The sequence below is a fragment of the Bradyrhizobium lablabi genome (genome assembly GCF_001440475.1).
Taxonomy (GTDB): Bacteria; Pseudomonadota; Alphaproteobacteria; order Rhizobiales; family Xanthobacteraceae; genus Bradyrhizobium; species Bradyrhizobium lablabi.
In genome coordinates, this window is record NZ_LLYB01000086.1 from 98,433 (window position 1) to 115,916 (window position 17,484).

At 63.8% G+C, this 17,484-nt stretch carries 13 protein-coding genes; 5 read left to right on the forward strand and 8 right to left on the reverse strand.

Annotated features, from left to right (window positions below; genetic code table 11):
- The first annotated feature begins 12 nt into the window (after nucleotides 1-12).
- The 3 genes from CQ14_RS24395 to CQ14_RS24405 are packed head-to-tail and all read left to right on the forward strand — an operon-like array spanning nucleotide 13 to nucleotide 4,099.
- Nucleotides 13-1,377, forward strand: coding sequence for a cytochrome c (locus CQ14_RS24395; protein WP_057860381.1), 1,365 nt, complete (start codon nucleotides 13-15; stop codon nucleotides 1,375-1,377).
- On the forward strand, nucleotides 1,374-1,871 hold the full coding sequence (locus CQ14_RS24400) for a (2Fe-2S)-binding protein (protein WP_057860382.1): 498 nt from the start codon (nucleotides 1,374-1,376) through the stop codon (nucleotides 1,869-1,871). Before CQ14_RS24395 ends, CQ14_RS24400 begins: the two co-directional genes overlap by 4 nt.
- On the forward strand, nucleotides 1,868-4,099 hold the full coding sequence (locus CQ14_RS24405) for a xanthine dehydrogenase family protein molybdopterin-binding subunit (RefSeq protein ID WP_057860383.1): 2,232 nt from the start codon (nucleotides 1,868-1,870) through the stop codon (nucleotides 4,097-4,099). Before CQ14_RS24400 ends, CQ14_RS24405 begins: the two co-directional genes overlap by 4 nt.
- A gap of 6 nt (nucleotides 4,100-4,105) precedes the next feature.
- Here CQ14_RS24405 and CQ14_RS24410 read toward each other — a convergent pair whose 3' ends face one another.
- The 3 genes from CQ14_RS24410 to CQ14_RS24420 form a co-directional block, all read right to left on the reverse strand.
- A complete protein-coding gene (locus tag CQ14_RS24410) occupies nucleotides 4,106-5,482 on the reverse strand; it encodes a vWA domain-containing protein (protein ID WP_057860384.1) in 1,377 nt (458 codons plus the stop codon).
- A gap of 7 nt (nucleotides 5,483-5,489) precedes the next feature.
- A complete protein-coding gene (locus tag CQ14_RS24415; protein WP_057860385.1) occupies nucleotides 5,490-6,437 on the reverse strand; it encodes an AAA family ATPase in 948 nt (315 codons plus the stop codon).
- 109 nt (nucleotides 6,438-6,546) lie between these two features.
- On the reverse strand, nucleotides 6,547-7,182 hold the full coding sequence (locus CQ14_RS24420) for an HAD-IA family hydrolase (protein WP_057860386.1): 636 nt from the start codon (nucleotides 7,180-7,182) through the stop codon (nucleotides 6,547-6,549).
- A 106-nt stretch (nucleotides 7,183-7,288) separates the two neighbouring features.
- Here CQ14_RS24420 and CQ14_RS24425 point away from each other — a divergent pair, with 106 nt between their 5' ends.
- Entirely contained in the window at nucleotides 7,289-8,050 is a 762-nt protein-coding gene (locus CQ14_RS24425) for a S1 family peptidase (RefSeq protein WP_057860387.1), read from the forward strand.
- A 117-nt stretch (nucleotides 8,051-8,167) separates the two neighbouring features.
- Here the strand turns inward: CQ14_RS24425 and CQ14_RS24430 are convergent, their stop codons facing one another.
- The 3 genes from CQ14_RS24430 to CQ14_RS24440 all read right to left on the reverse strand — a co-directional run bounded on the left by CQ14_RS24430 (nucleotide 8,168) and on the right by CQ14_RS24440 (nucleotide 13,617).
- A complete protein-coding gene (locus CQ14_RS24430) occupies nucleotides 8,168-10,390 on the reverse strand; it encodes an acetate--CoA ligase family protein (protein WP_057860388.1) in 2,223 nt (740 codons plus the stop codon).
- A gap of 186 nt (nucleotides 10,391-10,576) precedes the next feature.
- A complete protein-coding gene (locus tag CQ14_RS24435; protein WP_057860535.1) occupies nucleotides 10,577-11,155 on the reverse strand; it encodes a class GN sortase in 579 nt (192 codons plus the stop codon).
- A 251-nt stretch (nucleotides 11,156-11,406) separates the two neighbouring features.
- Nucleotides 11,407-13,617, reverse strand: a complete 2,211-nt coding sequence (locus CQ14_RS24440; protein WP_430650213.1) for a marine proteobacterial sortase target protein — start codon at nucleotides 13,615-13,617, stop codon at nucleotides 11,407-11,409.
- Nucleotides 13,618-13,868: 251 nt separating this feature from the next.
- Here CQ14_RS24440 and CQ14_RS24445 point away from each other — a divergent pair, with 251 nt between their 5' ends.
- Entirely contained in the window at nucleotides 13,869-14,633 is a 765-nt protein-coding gene (locus CQ14_RS24445) for a helix-turn-helix domain-containing protein (RefSeq protein ID WP_057860390.1), read from the forward strand.
- Here the strand turns inward: CQ14_RS24445 and CQ14_RS24450 are convergent, their stop codons facing one another.
- Together CQ14_RS24450 and CQ14_RS24455 are read right to left on the reverse strand one after the other, a co-directional pair.
- Nucleotides 14,634-16,181: an acyl-CoA synthetase gene (locus CQ14_RS24450; RefSeq protein ID WP_057860391.1), complete on the reverse strand. Its 1,548-nt coding sequence runs from the start codon at nucleotides 16,179-16,181 to the stop codon at nucleotides 14,634-14,636. It lies immediately after the preceding gene.
- A gap of 82 nt (nucleotides 16,182-16,263) precedes the next feature.
- Entirely contained in the window at nucleotides 16,264-17,415 is a 1,152-nt protein-coding gene (locus tag CQ14_RS24455; RefSeq protein WP_245320488.1) for an ABC transporter substrate-binding protein, read from the reverse strand.
- Nucleotides 17,416-17,484 lie beyond the last annotated feature (69 nt).

A 17,484-nucleotide genomic window follows, 5' to 3' on the forward strand; every position in this document is an offset into this window, starting at 1 on the left:
AAAGGGAGCGGGATGACGGGACCGTCCCGACTTGTCGCCGGCATCGTTGCCGTCGTGCTGCTTGGCGGCGCGGCAATAGCCTTTGCGATCGTGTGGCGTCCGGCGATTGCGGCGATCGAGCCTCCCGGGCCGCAGGCCTTCGATGCTGCCCTCGTCAAACGAGGTCGCGATCTCGCGGCGATCGGCAATTGCAACAATTGCCATACCGTGCGCGGCGGCAAGAACTTTGCCGGCGGCCTGCCGGTGCCGACCCCGTTCGGCACCATCTTCTCATCGAACATAACGCCGGATGCGGAGACGGGGATCGGGCGATGGTCGGAAGAAGCGTTCCGGCGCGCGATGCGCTCCGGCTTCAATCGCGAGGGCCAGCACCTTTATCCGACGTTTCCCTACGATCATTTCACCAATGTCAGCGACGAGGATGACCGCGCGCTCTACGCCTTCCTGATGACGCGGCAGCCGGTTCGCGCGGCGGCGCGCGAAAACCAGCTTTCCTTCCCGTTCAACCAGCGGTTCGCCATTGCCGGATGGAAATTGCTGTTCCTTCGCCACGACACCTATCAGCCGGACAACCAGCAAAGCGCCGAATGGAACCGCGGTGCCTATCTGGTCGAAGGGCTGGCGCATTGCGGCGCCTGCCATACGCCACGCAATGCGCTGGGTGCCGAGCGCGCCAGCGCGCAGTTTGCCGGCGGCGATGTCGACAACTGGCACGCCTATGCGCTCAACGATCAGTCCCGCGCCGCGGTGCCATGGGATGCCGATGCCCTGTTCGCTTATCTGCGCGATGGCTTTCATCCCGATCATGGCACGGCGCGCGGGCCGATGGCGGAGGTGGTCGGTAATCTCTCCTCGGTGCCGTCAAGCGATGTCCGCGCGATTGCGGTCTACATGGCCGGCGTGTCGAGAACGCCGACGCCGGACCGCAAACGTCAGGGCGAGGCCGCGCTGGAACAAGCCAGATCATCTTCAGGCCCCGCTTCCCAAGCCAACGCGGCCGGCGCATCGATCTACGCCACGGCTTGCGCGTCATGCCATGAGAGCGGACGGCCGTTACCCTTTGGCGGGGTCAATCTGGCTCGTAGCACCGCCATCGCCAGCCCCGATCCGCGCAATCTCGCCAATATCGTGCTATCGGGCGTCCAGGCCGTCGAAGGCGAACGCAGCCCGATCATGCCCGGCTTTGCCAACAGCATGACCGATGCGCAGGTTTCGGCCTTGTTGAGCTATCTGCGCGCGCGGTTCAGCAACCAGCCGCCATGGTCAAGCGTTGAAAAGACGGTTCAGGACGCACGCCGCGCGCAAACCGCATTCCTCGTTAAATCGCCCGCGCCGCATGGCGCGCCCGCCGATCCTCAGCAGCGAGAAAAGCCATGATGACATTGAAGGTCAACGGCCGGGAGCATCAGGTGGACGCCGATCCGGATACGCCGCTGCTCTATGTGTTGCGCGAAGACATCAAGCTCAACGCCGCCAAATTCGGCTGCGGGCTCGGCCAATGCGGCGCATGCACTGTCATCGTCGACGGCAAGGCCGTGCTCTCCTGCGTGACACCGATGGTTCTGCTGGAGGGCAAGCAGGTAACGACGCTCGAGGGCCTCGGCACGGCGTCGGAACCCGCGCCGATCCAGCGCGCCTTCATGGAAGAGCAGGCGGCGCAATGCGGCTACTGCATCGCCGGGATCATGATGCGGGCGCAGGCGCTGTTGCAGAGGAATACCAAGCCGACCGACGAGCAGATCCGCACCGAACTCGATCCCCATTTGTGTCGTTGCGGCACCCACATGCGCATCCTGCGCGCGGTGCATCGTGCCGCAAGGCTGATGGACACTGCAGATGCAACGCCGGCAGCCGAGGGGAGAGCGCGATGACCGCCCCCATGAACATCGATCGCCGTCGCGTGCTGGCAGGTGGTGGCGCGCTGATCGTCAGCTTCTCGCTGTCAGGCGCCTTGGCGCAGCAGCAGGACCCGCCCGCCGCGGCTCCCCCGAGCCCGCCCGGCAGCTTGAAAACAACACCCTATCTCGACGCGTGGATCCGCATCGATGCCGATGGCCATATCGAGGTGTTCACCGGCAAGGCCGAACTCGGCCAGGGCTTCAAGACGGCGTTTCAGCAGATCGCGGCCGAGGAACTCGATGTCGCCTTTGAGTCCCTCAAGGTGACGACGGCGGACACGGGCCTGACCGCGAACGAGGGCTATACGGCCGGCAGCAACTCCATGAAGGACAGCGGCACCGCAATCCAGAATGCGGCGGCGCAGGCGCGCGAATTGCTGGTTGCTGAGGCCGCAAGGCGGCTCGATCTGCCGATCGAGAATCTGCGGACAGCAGACGGCGCGGTGGTCGCACCCGATGGCAAACGCCTGTCGTACGGGGAACTCGTCACGGGCGATATGCTGCATGTCCAGGCGCAGCCGAAGTCGAAACTGAAGGACACCGCGACATTCAAAGTCATTGGCCGGCCCGTGCCGCGCGTCGATATTCCGGCGAAGGTCACCGGCGGTGCGGCCTATGTTCAGGACATGCGGCTGCCCAGGATGGTGCATGCCCGCATCGTGCGGCCGCCGAGCTACGGCGCGCAGCTGACCGAATGCGACACATCAGCTGTCGAGAAGCTGCCCGGCGTCGTCAAGGTGGTGCGCGACGGCAATTTCCTCGCCCTGGTCGCGGAAAAGGAGTTTCAAGCCATCAAGGCGATGAATGCGCTTGGCGCTGCTGCGAAGTGGCAGGAGACAGCACGGCTGCCAAGGCAGGATGACCTGCTTGCGGTGCTGACCAGCCTGCCTTCGCAGAACTCGACGATCTTCGAGCGCAGCAATTCCCCAGCCTCGGGCCGGAAGACCATCGAAGCGACCTATACGCGGCCCTATCAGGCGCACGGATCGATCGGTCCGTCCTGCGCCGTCGCGCAACTGATCGATGGCAAGATGACGGTCTGGACGCATACGCAAGGCGTCTATCCCGATCGCCAGGGCATCGCGGAAATGCTGCGCATGCCACCCGCCAGCGTTCGCCTGATCCATGTCGAAGGCTCCGGCTGCTATGGCCATAATGGCGCCGACGATGCCGCGGCCGACGCCGCGCTGATCGCCCGCGCGTTGCCCGGCCGGCCCGTTCGCGTGCAATGGATGCGCGAGCAGGAACATGCCTGGGAGCCGTTCGGGCCGGCGATGGTGACGAAACTCAAGGCTTCGCTCGACGATGGCGGCAAGATCGCCGACTGGCACTTCGATGTCTGGAGCAACACGCACTCGATGCGGCCGGGCGGCGCCGGATCGATGCTGGCGGCGCAGCACATGGCGCATCCGTTTGCCGTGCCAGCTCCGAGGCCCTTGCCGCTGCCGGAAGGCGGCGGTGATCGCAACGCAATCCCGATCTACACATTTCCCAACGCCAAGGTGGTGCACCATTTCATCCCGACGATGCCGATCCGGATTTCGGCGATGCGCGCGCTCGGCGCCTATCACAACGTGTTTTCGATCGAGAGCTTTATGGACGAACTCGCAGGTCTCGCCGGTGTCGATCCCGTCGAATTCCGATTGAAACATCTCGAGGATCAGCGTGGCCGCGCCGTGATCGAAAAGGCGGCGCAGGCGTTCGGATGGAAGGGCGGCCAGAAGGCGCCGCAGGATCGCGGCTTCGGCTTTGCCTTTGCGCGTTACAAGAACCTGGCGGCCTATTGCGCCATTGCGTCCGAGGTTGAGGTCAATCGCGAGACCGGCCGTCCACATCTTGTCCGCGCGGTGGCGGCGGTCGACAGCGGGCAGGTGGTCAATCCGGACGGGCTGATCAACCAGATCGAAGGCGCCATCGTGCAGTCGATGAGCTGGACCTTGTACGAAAGCGTGACCTTCGACGATTCCAGGATCACCAGCATCGACTGGCAGACCTATCCGATCCTGCGGTTCGACGCGGTGCCGGAAAGCATCGAGGTTCACATCATCGACAGGCCGGGGCAGCCGTTCCTCGGCAGTGGGGAAACCGGACAGGGACCGGCGGCGGCATCGATTGCAAACGCCATTGCCAATGCCACGGGAAAGCGGCTGCGGAATTTGCCGTTGACGCGCAAGCGCATCAAGGAAGCGATCGATGCTTGAAGGCGGCTACTGGTAGCTCGCCACGATGTCGGACACCGCGCGTTCGAGCTGTTTTGCAGTCGCGCATTGGCGGACCACGGTGCAGAAGGTCGAATAGCGCGGCATTTCGGAATCGCCCCAGCCCCAGGCCATGCGGCCCTCCGGATTGAGCCACACCAGCCGCTTCGATCGCTCGGCGATACGGCGAAGGACGTCGGCGCGGGGATCGAGGTTATTGCTGCGGGCATCGCCGAGCACGATCACAGTGGTTTGCGGCGTGATCGCGTTCATCCAGCCATGTTCAAAATCGTCAAGCGAGCTGCCATAGTCGGACGAGCCGAAGCCGACCTTGGACATGATCTCGGACATCGCCTCTTCCGGCGATTTGGATTCCAGGATGTCGCTGACCTCGATCAGGTGACCCGAAAAGGCGAACGAACGGACATCGTCCACGACCTCATGCAGGCTATGGATCAGAAGCAGGAAGAAGTCAGAGACCCGCGCTACCGATCCCGAGACGTCACAGAGCGCGACGATTTTCGGCTTGTCGCGGTGCCGCCGTTTCCAGGCAGTGAGGAACGGCACGCCGCCCCAGGCGGCGTTGCGCCTGATCGTGCGGCGCACGTCGAGATGGCCGCGGCGCTGGCGCTTGCGCGGCTTGGAGTAGCGCTCGCGCAGACGGCGGGCGATCTGGCGGATCAGATGGCGCATCTGCTCGACCTGCCGCGGCTCGATCCGCGATAGCGGCGCGTTGCGTAAAATTTCGTTGCGCAAACTTTCCGCTTCCTCGCGCCCGTATAGCATCAGCGCCTGCGAAACCGTATCGCGGACCGTGCCGCGCAGCCCGTCCAGCGCGTTGGTCAGCCGTTCTGCCAACGCCGGGTTGGTCGCGGTCAGATTGTCGAGATCGTCGCGCAGCCGCTGGAGGCCCATCTGGTCGAGGATGCGGCCCGAGAAGATGCCGCGCTGGGTGAAATAGCGGATGTCGGATAGCGAGGCCGCGCTCGCCGCGTTGGCAATGGCGGCTGAAATCTGGTTGCGGTCTTGCGCCAGCAGCATCTGCGCGAGCTGGCCGAGCCCCTCAGCCTGCTCGTCGCCGCCGCTTGTCTCACCCGGTGAATCGGATGCCGCGTTGGATCCTTGCGTGCCCTGTTCGTCTGCTTTGCCATCCTCGGGCGGCGATTCCGGCTCGGGCTGATCGAAGAACAGGTCAAAGCAATCGCCGAGCGCCTTCTTCTCGTCCTGCGTCTTGGCGAGCGTCAGCAGGAAGGTGTCGCGCAGGATGCTGCGGTCGGTGAATCCGACCTTGGAGACGGCCCGCATCGCATCGATACTTTCGGCCGGCGAGAGCCTGACGCCTGCGCCCCGCGCCGCACGAAAGAAGCGATGCAGGTTCTCCCTCATGCGTCCGTCACCCGAAGACGCCTTGACGCGAAGCCTTGGCGATGAAGGTGGAAACCTGGGGCATCGTCGCCTCGATATCCGCCTCGTATTTCAGGAGGACGTTCAGCGTGTCCTTGACCACCTCGTGGCCGAGCTCGGGCGCCTGCAGCAGCACCAGTACGCGGGCCCAGTCGATGGTCTCGCTGACCGACGGTAGTTTCTTCAGATCCAGCGTGCGGACCTCGTTGATGAAGCCCACCATCTGCCGGCGCAGCGTCTGCGAAATGCCTGATACTCGGCTCTCGACGATCCGCTCTTCCAGCTTCTGCTCGGGAAAACCGATATGCAGGTGCAGGCAGCGGCGCTTCAGCGCGTCGCCGAGGTCGCGTTCGCTGTTCGAGGTCAGGATCACGGTCGGCGGCGAAACCGCGACCACGGTTCCGAGTTCCGGGATCGTCACCTGGAAATCGCTGAGGATTTCCAGAAGCAGCGATTCGAACTCGGCGTCCGACTTGTCGATTTCGTCGACCAGCAGCACGCAGCCGGCCGGCTGCTCCAGCGCCTGCAACAGCGGGCGGGGCTCGACGAATTCCTTGGAAAAGAACACGTCGCCGAAATCGTGCAACTGATTGAGTGCCGCTTCCAGCGTCGGCGCGCCGCCGAGCACTTCGCCGAGCTTGTCCTTCAGGATCTGCGTGTACAGAAGCTGTTTTGCGTATTTCCACTCGTAGAGTGCCTTGGCCTCGTCCAGCCCCTCATAGCATTGCAGGCGGATCATCTTCATGCCGCGCCAGGCGGCGATCGCCTTTGCCAGCTCGGTCTTGCCGACGCCGGCCGGGCCTTCGACCAGGATGGGTTTTTCGATCTGCTGCGCCAGATAGACGGCGGTCGCGATCTGGCGGCTCGCAATATAGCCCTGCGCCGCAAGACCGCTTTCCACTGCCTCGATCGAGGCCGAAGGCCTGGTATCAGCCACGGGTATTCAACTCCGAATTCGATGGATTTCGGAATGTTCTGCCCGCGTTCCAGGCAAAGGACAAGCGCCGTTTGGGCATACGGAGGGCCCAAGTTCCGGTATTTTCCGCCTAGCGCAATGCCAGCCCGGTGGCCGCCTCAAGCTCCCCGATCGCCTGCGCCGCATTGACCACCTTGATCGTGGTCATCCCCATCTCGCGGGCGGGTTTCAGGTTGATGCCGAGGTCATCCAGATAGACGCAGCTTTTGGGATCGACCTGCAGCGTCTCCACCATCATCCGGTAGATGCGCGGATCGGGCTTCCGAAGACCTATTTTGGCGGACTCGATGACATGGTCGAACAGCGCCATCACTTCGGCGACATAGAGCGTGCGGCCGCTCTTGCTGCCGATGGCGTTGGCGGGAAGATTGTTGGTGATGCAGCCGGTCTTGAATTTTGCCTTCACGCGCTTGAGCGCCTCGACCATTTCCGGCCGCAAATCGCCCGAGAGCAGCGGCAGCACGTCCTTGCCGCGAACGGCTGCGCCGAGCGCCAGCGACTCGGCTGCAAACAATTCGTCAAAGGCTTCGATATCGACCTCGGCGCGCTCGAATTTTGCCCAGGCGTTTTCCAGATGGTTGGCGGCATTGGTGCGCCGGATGATGTCGGCGGGCAGCCCGCGCTCGGTCTCGAACCGCGAAAAGGCCTCGAAGGGCGAGGTGGTCAGCACCCCGCCGAAATCCCAGATCACTGCCTCGATCATCATTTCCTGCCTGAAAATATCTTTGCGGAGCGGCTAACACGGAACGCCCTTGAGAACCAGCCCGATCCGGCGCTTGGCGACATGCGTGCCAAAGGCTATTGCTGCGGCGATGAAGATCCCGCCTTACATGATCGCCGGCCTAGCGCTGCTGCTCTCCGTTCCCGCGCATGCCATCGTCGGCGGCGGTGCGCCGTCGACGGGAGGCGTGGCCCGCTCGGTCGTCACCATCGTCGGCTCGCGCGGCAATTTCTGTACCGGCGCGTTGATTGCGCCAAAGCTGGTGCTGACCGCGGCGCATTGCGTGCAGCCAGGCGCGGACTACAAGATCGTCGAATATGGCGCCGACCGTCAGCCGTCGCTGCAGGATGTGAAGAGTGTTGCGATTCATCCCGGCTTCAACATGCAGGCGATGTCGGGACATCGTGCGACGGCGGATGTCGCATTGCTGCAATTGGCCGCATCGCCCAAGGGAAGGACGCCGGCCGTGCTCGGTTTGCCCGATATCCCGATCAATGTCGGCAGCCGTTTCACCATCGCGGGCATCGGCGCGACCGTGCGCGGCGACGGCAAGAGCGGCGGCACCATCCGCGTCGCCAGCCTGGTGGCGACCGGCAAGCCGGGAACATTGCAGATCCGGCTGGTCGATCCCGCAGGCCAGGGCACGCGCGACGGGCTCGGCGCCTGCACCGGCGATTCCGGCGCGCCTGTTTTCGAGGACAAGCAAGGTGGCCCCGTGATCGTTGGCGTCGTGAGCTGGTCGACCGGGCCGAACGGCTCGGCGGGTTGCGGCGGCATGACCGGCGTCACGCCGTTGACGCTGTATCGTGACTGGGTTTTGCAGACCGCGCAGAAGTGGGGCGCCGGGTTGTGAGCTTGCGCGGTGCCGTAGGGTGGGCAAAGGCGCGTTGGCGCCGTGCCCACCATCTTTCCAAGCCGATGCGCTGAATGGTGGGCACGCTTCGCTTTGCCTACCCTACGGCTTTCGTGCCTAATGCCCCGCAGCCTTGTTCGCGGCCGCATTATTCAGCACGATCAGACCGTCGACGGCGACGCCGACCTTGCTGTTGATCAGGAACGGGTTGACGTCGATCGAGGCGATGCGGTTGCCGGCATCGGCCATCAGGTTGGAGAGGCCGACCAGCGCCTTCACGGCGGAAGGCTCATGCAGCGCCGGCTTGCCGCGATAGCCCTTCATCTTCACGCCGGCCTTGGTCTTGGCAATCAACTGCTTCGCCTCGGCTTCATCCAGCGGCGCACCGGCGAGGGCTACGTCCTTCATCAGTTCGATATCGACGCCGCCGGTGCCGAACAGCACCACCGGCCCCATCTCGGCGTCGAGCGAGGCGCCGACCACGAGTTCGAGATCGGCCTTGACCTGCTGCGCGATCAGAATGCCCTCGAGTTTCGGCTTGCTCTTGATCTTCTTCACCCGCGCGGTGATGTCGTTGAACGCCTTCTTCACCTCGGCCGCGCTGTTGAGGTTCAGCACCACGCCGCCGATATCCGATTTGTGCAGGATGTCGGCGCTGACGACTTTCGCCACTACGGGAAAGCCGATCTTCTTGGCGATCTTGACGGCTTCTGCCGAGGTCTGTGCGATCTCTTCCTTGGAGACCGGGATGCCGTAGGCCTTGAGCAGCTTCTTCGAGGCGACCTCGTCGAGGGCCGCGGCGTCGCCCGCCGCCTTGAGCGTCTTCTCCAGCATCGCGCGCGCCGAAGCCTTCGAGCTCGACACGATGTCGGGCACTTCCTTGCGCAGGGAAGAATATTCGATCAGCGATTTGATCGCACCGACAGCGCGGTCGAGGCCCTGCATGACAGCGATGTTCGGCAATGACTTGCGCAGCGCCTTGGTGAACTCGGTAAATCCGATCGACATCGCGCTGATATAGACCACGGGCTTGCTGGCCGCGCCTGCCATCTCGTTGACGAGGCGCAGATTGCGTTCGCGGAGTTCGTGCGGCGCCTTCGGCAGTTCGGCGTCGATGATGACGATATCGGTGTCGGGATCGTCGATCATGATCTTGATCGACTTGATATAGACCGAAGGATCGACCACGGCCGCGAAACCGGCATCGAGCGGATTGCCGACGATGCTGCCGGGTCCCAGCATCTGCGCCAGTTGCGCCGTCGCGTTCGGGCTGAGCGGCGCGAAGTTGAGACCGGCCGAATAGAATGCGTCGATCAGCAGGCCGCGCTTGCCGCCGGACAATGACACCGCGGCAAGGCGGTTGCTCTTCGGCGGCTCGGCATGCACGAAGCATTCGGTGGTCTCGATCAGCTCGTCGAGCCCGCGAACGCGGATCACGCCTTCGCGGGTCGAGATCGCGTCAAAGGTTTCGATCGAGCCGGCGAGCGCGCCGGTATGCGCCATCGCGGCGGCGCGGCCGCCTTCGGAGGCGCCGAGCTTGAGTGCGATGACCGGCTTGCCGGCGGCGCGCGCGGCCTTGCAGGCCTCGCGGAACACTTTTGTGTTCCGGACGCCTTCGAGATAGACCACGATAACGCGGATCGAGGGATCGGCCGCGAAATAGGCCATCAGGTCGGGCGTCTCGAGGCCGGTCTCGTTGCCGGTCGTCACCATGTAGCCGACGCCGACGCCGCGATCTTCCAGTGTCTGGCGGATCGCCATCACGATCGCGCCGGATTGCCCGACGATCGCCACCGGGCCTGCTTCCATGGTGACTATACGGTCGTCGATATTGGTGAACAGCTTTTCGCCGGCACTCAGATTGCCGAGGCAGTTCGGGCCGGTGACGGCAAGGCCGGTCTCTTTCACGGCCTGCTTCAGTTCGACCGCCAGGCGCTGGCTTTCCTCGTCCTGCAGCTCGCTGAAGCCCGAAGTGACGATGGTGGCGGAGCGCGCGCCGGCCGCCGCGGCGTCACGGATTACCTGCACGGCAAAACGCGCCGGCACCAGCACCAATACGTGATCGGGCTTTTCGGGAAGGCTGGCGAAATCCTTGTAGCAGGGGACGCCCCAGATCGTTTCGCGCTTGGCGTTGACCGGAAACAGCCCGCCTTCATACTTGTACTTGATCAGATTGTTCCAGATGCGCTCGGCATAGTTGCCGGGCTTGTCGGTGGCGCCGACCAGTACGATATTGCGCGGGTGCAGCATCGCATGGATGCTCTTGACGGTGTCGCTGGCGTCAGGCGAGGGCGACCATTGTTCGGCTTGATGCGATGCGGTGCTTGCCTGAGCGTCCATGGATATCCCTTAAACTTTGTTGTTTTCTTTGGCCGTCGCGTTCATCGACGAGCGCTGCGCCATGACTTTCTTATGATTGCGCCCTTTTTATTGAGACCGTTTTATTGAGACTTGGCGAGGGTGGCAACACGCGTTGCGCGCGCAGCGCCATTCGCGCGGCGCACGATATCCCGGCTGGCGGAGAATTCAGCGCGGTTGCACTGCCGGCTCGATCATGGTGGCGTGCACGAGATAGCGTTCCGGCCCCGGCGTCAGCGCCTCGAACGGCCAGCAGGTCGACAGCACCAGATGATATCCATCCGCGAGCGGATCGATGCCGGAAGCATCGAAGCGCACGACCGAGGTGCCATCCACCCGGTAGCGGAAGCGCTTGCCGTCGCTTCGCGTGACCTCGATCTCGTCACCGGTGATGACGTTCTTCAGGAACGCGAAATGCGTATCGCGATGCGCCGAGTAGACGGCGATGCCGCGCTCGCCGGCATCGGGCGTCCGTTCGACATGGCCCGGACCGAAGGCGAGCGCCTGGCCGCTGCTGCCGGCGAGCGTGATGGCGCGGGCATGGAGCCGCTTCACTTCGATGCGGGCGACCGGCCATGTGTCGGCCCACGACCACGGTTTTGTCTCGTGTCCAGTGGCGATGGTTTTCTCGAAGGCGCGTTCCAGCAGCACCTGCGCAGCCAGCGCCTTGGCGTGGATATAGGCGCCCTGGCCGAACAGGATCAGGCCGATAATGGCGAGAAGGAGAGGGAGGATAAAGCGGGGCATTAAGGGCACCTCCGTCATTGCGAGCGAAGCGAAGCAATCCATCGGGCTGCGTATGCGGAGAGATGGATTGCTTCCGCCTTCGCTCTTCGAGCTACGGCGGACAAGTCGTCGCTTCGCTCCCTTGCGCAAACGCTTCGCGTTTGTCNCCGTGGGGGAGAAAAAAGGGGGCGCGCGCGGCCTTGGGGGGACGGGTGGGAGCCGCGCGCGCTCTGGAAAGAGAAGGTAGGGGGGCCTCCTCCTTTCAGCCGACGTCAGCACCGTGACATCTGACGTCGATTGAACACCAACAGGATCAGGCTGAAAGTGAGCAGGATCACACCTGCAATCATCTTCAACTCTGCGTTAGTCGCCGTCTTCGGCAGCGTCACCGTGTTGGGCGCCTGGGTGACGACAGGCTGCACCCGCTTCAGCGCGGCGACCTGAACCCGCGCCTCCTCCGTATCGGCGCGCCGCTCCACAGGCGTTGCGGGAATGCGCGGACGCTCGCCGAACACCTTCTCAAAATCCCAGCCCGCGGGCAGGTTGATCGGCAGTTCCGAAACCTTGAGCGGCTCGCCTTGCGGACGGCTCGGCGTCTTGTCGACGGCGACCAGGCTGGTCAGCCGCGTGACAAGCTGATGCTCGAGCGCCAGCGCGAGGATGGCCTTGTCGGCATCTTCCGGGCTCGCCTGCCGTGTGGTGCGGGCCACTTCGGCATCCGCGATCTTGCGGCGCGCCCAGAGTTTTGACAGCCCCTTGCCTTCGGCTGCATTCGCCAGCGGCAGGGTGACGGTCCAGTGGCGATCGCCGATGCGACCCTTGATCTCGACCGTGCCTGCAAGCTTGTCGAGTTTTGCGGCCAGCACCAGCGGCTCGTCGCGGTAGACGTCGGGGATCGCAACCGGCGTGATGTCGACCGTGGCATCGGAGAATTTTGCGGTCAGATTGGTCACCGCGGGATTCTCCAGCTTGGCGAACAGGCCGCGCATGCGCTCCTCGACCTGCTCGACCGCGCCGATATGGGTGAAGGTGCCGCGGCCGAGTTCGGCGGCGCGCGTCATCAGATAGGTGTTCGGCGCCGAGCCGATGCCGACCATGAAGACGCGGGAGCGGCCGCGCAGCGCGCTGATGGTTTCGAACAATTGCTGCTCGTTGCCGATGGCGCCGTCGGTGAGGAATACGACCTGGCGGACGTAACCGGCATCGCCGCTGTTGTCGGACAACGCCGCGCGCATCGCCGGCACCATTTCCGTGCCGCCATTGGCCTGCAACGCGCCGACAAACGAGGTAGCCTGGCCGAGATGCTCCTTGTCCGCCGGCACCGCTGACGGGAATAGCACATCCATGGTGTGATCGAAGCGGATCACGTTGAAACGATCGTTCGGCTGCAGACGGCCGAGCGCGTAAGTGAGGCTCGCCTTGGCCTGGATGATCGAGACGCCGCCCATCGAACCGGAATTATCGATCACGAAGATCACTTCGCGCGGCATTGGCTTCTGCTGCGCCTGCTCGACGGAAGGCGGCGTGACGAAGGCGAGCAGATAATCGGAATTGCCGACATGCTCGCGGAACAGCCCGACCGACGGCGCCTTCTCGGCCGCGGGTTTCCAGGTCAGTTCGAAATCGCGATCCGCCGGCACCGGGCCTTCGGCAAGGCGGATGATGCTCGTGCTGGCGTCAGGCTTTTCGGTCTTGATCGTGTGGTGGTGGCTCCTGACTTCGCCGAGCGGGAAACCGGCCTGCAGCCGCACGGTGATGCGGGTCGGATTGACCGGCGCGTTGGTGGCGGGATCGAGAACTTCGGGCGAGATGCGGTCGCGATCCGGCACGGGATCGGATTTGGCCGAACCCCAGCCGCCATCGGGCTTGAAATCGACGCTCTGCACGACAGGCGCGGGATTGTAGCGCGGCGCGACCACCATCGGCACCCGCAGCGAGAATTCGTCGCCGGATTGTGCGACAGGCTCCTGATATTCGATCTGCACCAGCACGGTTTCGCCGGGGCCGATATTGGCGACGGAGTTCGTGAAGAGATTCGGCCGCTCCTGTTCGGTCAGCGCCGCCTTGTGCCCGCTCTGCTTCGCCTGTTCGTAGATGGCTTTTGCCTGCTGCCGCTCCTTGATGTCGCCGACCACGACGCGGTCGCCGATCACCATCTTCAGCGAATCGACCGCGCCGCCTGCCGGCAGCGGGTAGACATAGATCGCCTCGACCCAGTCCTTCGAAGGGTTGCGGAAGATCTGGGTGACGCGGGCTCGAACGGTGGGACCGGATACGGTGAGATCGACATCGACGCCGAGCCGCGAAGCATCGGCATAGCCCTCGTCGATCTTGAGCAGCAGCGAGCCGGCGCGGGCGTCGCCGGGCTTGAGGAACGCCGACTGCAGGCGCTCCGCCGACCAGACCGGCTCAAAGCTCAAAAACAATGCCGCAAACCCGACCAGGATTACGGCAACGCCCTCCATCACAAAGAACAGCACCATCCTGATCAGGCTGGGCTGTTCGCTGCGTTTGTCGGCCTCAATTTCGTCGCATGTAGTCATGTCGCTTAACTCCCGAACGGCGATTTCGCCGTAACGAGAGGGTGTGGAATTCAGCGATTTGGTGCGAGCGGAATGATCGGCCTTGTTCCGTCGCTGGCCACCGTGCCCCCGCCACGGCCGGGGCGGTTTTGTGCGGGTTTGTGATGGATTGTGCGTCTGGTACAATGGCGGGAGTAGAAGCAGGGATAACGATGTCAGTGCCGGACAAGCAGCTTTCCGCCGAGCAGAGCCGGCAGATTGCCGACACCATTCGCGAAGAGCTCGCCCGTCGCCGCATTTCCCGGCAGTCTCTGGCCGAACTGGCAAAGCTCAGCCTTTCGACGCTGGAAAAGGTGCTCGGCGGCCGCCGTCCGTTCACGCTGGCCACCACTGTCCGCCTCGAACAGGCGCTCGGCGTTTCCTTGCGCAAGACGCCGGAGGCGCCGGCACCTGTCGCTGCCGTCAACGGTGAGGTTGCGCCCGATAGCCTCGGCGCCTATTCGCGCCGCGCGGTAGCGTGGATCGAGGGGATCTATGTCACGGTGCGGCCGTCGTTCGGCGACAAGGACGCGATCTTCGCCTACCGCACCGAGATCACCTGGGATGCCGCGGCGTCGTCGCTGGTGTTTCACGAGAGTGAGCGGCAGGACGCAGCCTTCACCCAGTTCGGCGAAGTCGCGGTGCCGAACCAGTCGAGACACATTTATCTCGTTACCAATCGGCACGGCCAGCATCGCCTGATCACGGTGGCGCATCTGGCGATTTCAGGCGAGATGTACGGGATCATCACGACGCTGCTCGCGGGGCGCGGCTCGTTGCTGACGCCGATCGCGGCGCCCATCGCCTATCTGCCGATCAAGATGGTGGCTAACCCGACCTTTGGCAGGATTTCGTCCGACGATCCCAATTGCGCGCTGTACCGTCAGCATTTGCGGCGAACGACGGATGAATCGTTCGCGCTGTTCGTGCAGGGATAGTTACGACGCCAGCTTGTCGGTCGCTTTCGGCGCGTTGAATTTCTGTCGCAGCGTCGGCTTGTGAATCTTTCCCGTCGCATTGCGCGGGAGCGCGTCGACGAATTCGATCAGCCGCGGGCATTTGAACCGCGCCAGATTGGCCGCGCAATGGGCGTGAATTTCGGCCGGCGTCAGCGTATGGCCCGGCTTCACCGCCACGATCGCCATGCCGACTTCGCCCCACTGCTCGTTGGGTACGCCGATGATCGCAGCCTCGGCAATGGCGGGGAGTTGATGCAGCACGCTCTCGACCTCGGCCGGATAGACGTTCTCGCCGCCGGAAATGTACATGTCCTTCCAGCGATCGACGATGTAATAAAACCCTTCCTCGTCGACGCGGGTAGCGTCGCCGGTGTGCAGCCAGCCGTCGGTGAAGGATGACTGGTTGGCGTCCGGCCGGTTCCAGTAGCCGGGTGTGACATTCGGCCCCTTGACCCAGAGTTCACCGAGCTCGCCGACATCCGCATCGGTGCCGTCGGGGCGCACGATCCGTACTTCCGTATGCAGCACCGGCTTGCCGGAGGAGCCGGCCTTGCGCGCGGCGTCCTCGCGGTCGAGCGCCAGCACCGCCGGCGACGTCTCGGTCATGCCGTAACCTTGTTGCAGGGCGACGCCGCGCTCTTCCCACACTTTCAGGAGCGGCACCGGCATCGGCGCGCCGCCGACGCCGCCGATCACGAGGCGGCTGAAATCGGACGTCGCGAATGAAGGGTGCTGCGCCATGAACTGGTAGATCGACGGCACCCCGAAGAACTGGGTAATGCCCCAGGAGGGATCGCTGATCAGTTGCAGCGCCACACCGGGATCGAACGCGCGCATGATCAGCACGGTGCCACCGGCATGCAGCACGGGATTGGTATAGCAATTAAGTCCGCCGGTATGAAACAGCGGCAGCACGGTGAGCAGCACCGTCGACGGCGAGACATAAGCGGGGCCGCCGAGATTGACACAGTTCCAGAACGTCATCCCATGGGTGATGATCGCGCCCTTGGGCAGGCCCGTGGTGCCTGAGGTGTACATGATGGTTGAGATATCGTCATGCGTGACAGCCTCGAAGCGATCGAGCGGCTTTGATGCCGCAATCGCCGCTTCATAGCTGCCGCCGGGGCCGAGCAGCAGCGCGGACGCAACATTGCAGAGCTTGGCGACGGTTAGCGCGATTTCGGCCAGATCGGTGTCGTGGATCATGACCTTCGGCGAGGAATCGCCGACGATGAACTGTAGTTCGGGCACCGTGAGCCGCGTGTTCAAGGGCAGGAACACCGCGCCGAGGCGGCCGCAGGCGAACTGCACCTCCAGCGTATCGGTGGTATTGAGCGCCAGCACCGCAACGCGGTCGCCGCGCTTGACGCCGAGCGCATCGCGCAGATGCGTGGCGAGACGCGAAATCCGCGCGTCGAACTGCGCATAGGAAAGCCGGCGTTCGCTCGCGAGATCGACGGCCGCGATCTTGTCCGGCGTGCGGCGGCCGAAATGGGCAATCCAGTCGTAATAGCGTACCGAGGGCATGCTTCCTCCCGAAAACCATCCGATCACCGGGCCGGGCGTCCCGGCCGCGTCGGGCTCATTGTTGGCTTTGTCGCGTTGACGGTCAGGATCCGCGCAGCAATTCGCTGATCACGTTGAACTGGTTGTCGCGAAACTCGACCATATAGCCGTCCTTGATCGGACGGTAGTCCGTCGGCGAAGTGTTGAGCGTTACTCCGGGCATCAGCATTGGCAGTGCTACGCCCTTGAGGTTGGCTGCCTGCGCCATGATGTTCTCGCGGCTGAGGTCGCTCTTGCACTGCGTCAACACGACGACCAGCGCCTGTGCCACCATGTAACCATATCCCGCCGCGAGATTGGCAGGATCGATGTTGGGCAGCCGTGCCTTCATGAATTCCCGGTAGGCGACCAGATCGGGGTCGGTGGTATCTGCCGAGTAGGGTTTTAGCGCTCCGACTGACATGATGCCGGTTGCCGCTTCAAGCCCCGCCGGCACCATCACCGTCTCCTTGTTGGCGCAGCCCGAGGAGATGAAGCGCATCGGTCGCCAGCCGGTCTCGTAAGCCTTTCGGACCGCCTGAGCGCAGGCACGCGGCGTCACGCTGTAGATCAGGAAGACGTCGGCCTTGGTGTTGGCCAGCGTGAGAATCTGCGAATCGACCGTGGGGTCGGCGACCTCGAAACTCGCAGCCATGGCGATCACCTTGTCGGCGTCCGCGCCGAGCGCCTGCCTGACGCCGCGCAGATAATCCTTTCCAGCGTCGTCGTTCTGATAAAGGATCGCAAAGCGCGCATTGGGGTTTTTCGCGCGGGCGAAGCGCACCTCGATGCCGGCTTCCTCGACATAATTCGGCGCCCAGGGCAGCGCCATCAGCCAGGGCTGGTTGACCGGATCGTTCCATTTCGATGCCGAGCTGATCAGGAACAGATGCGGCACCTTGGCGCCGTTGAGATATTTGGCGGTGGCCGAACTCGGCGCGGTGCCCATGGTGCCGAACATGAAGGCGACGCCGTCATTCTCGACCAGCCGGCGCGTCGCCTCCACCGTCTTCGGCGGCGAGAAGCCGTCGTCGAGCGAGATCATGTTGAGCTTGCGCCCGTTGACGCCGCCTTTCTCGTTGATCAGGTCGAAATAAGCTGCAAACGCCTTGCCGGTGACGCTGAGCGCCGATGCCGGGCCGCTATACGGCATGATATTGCCGAACTTGATCTCGGTATCCGTGATGCCGGGTTGCTGGGCGGAGACTGTCGCCATCGTAGCAAGCGACAGCAGTGCTGTCAGGAAGAACGCAGGGGCAGCATTGCGCAATCGGATCATGCTCCA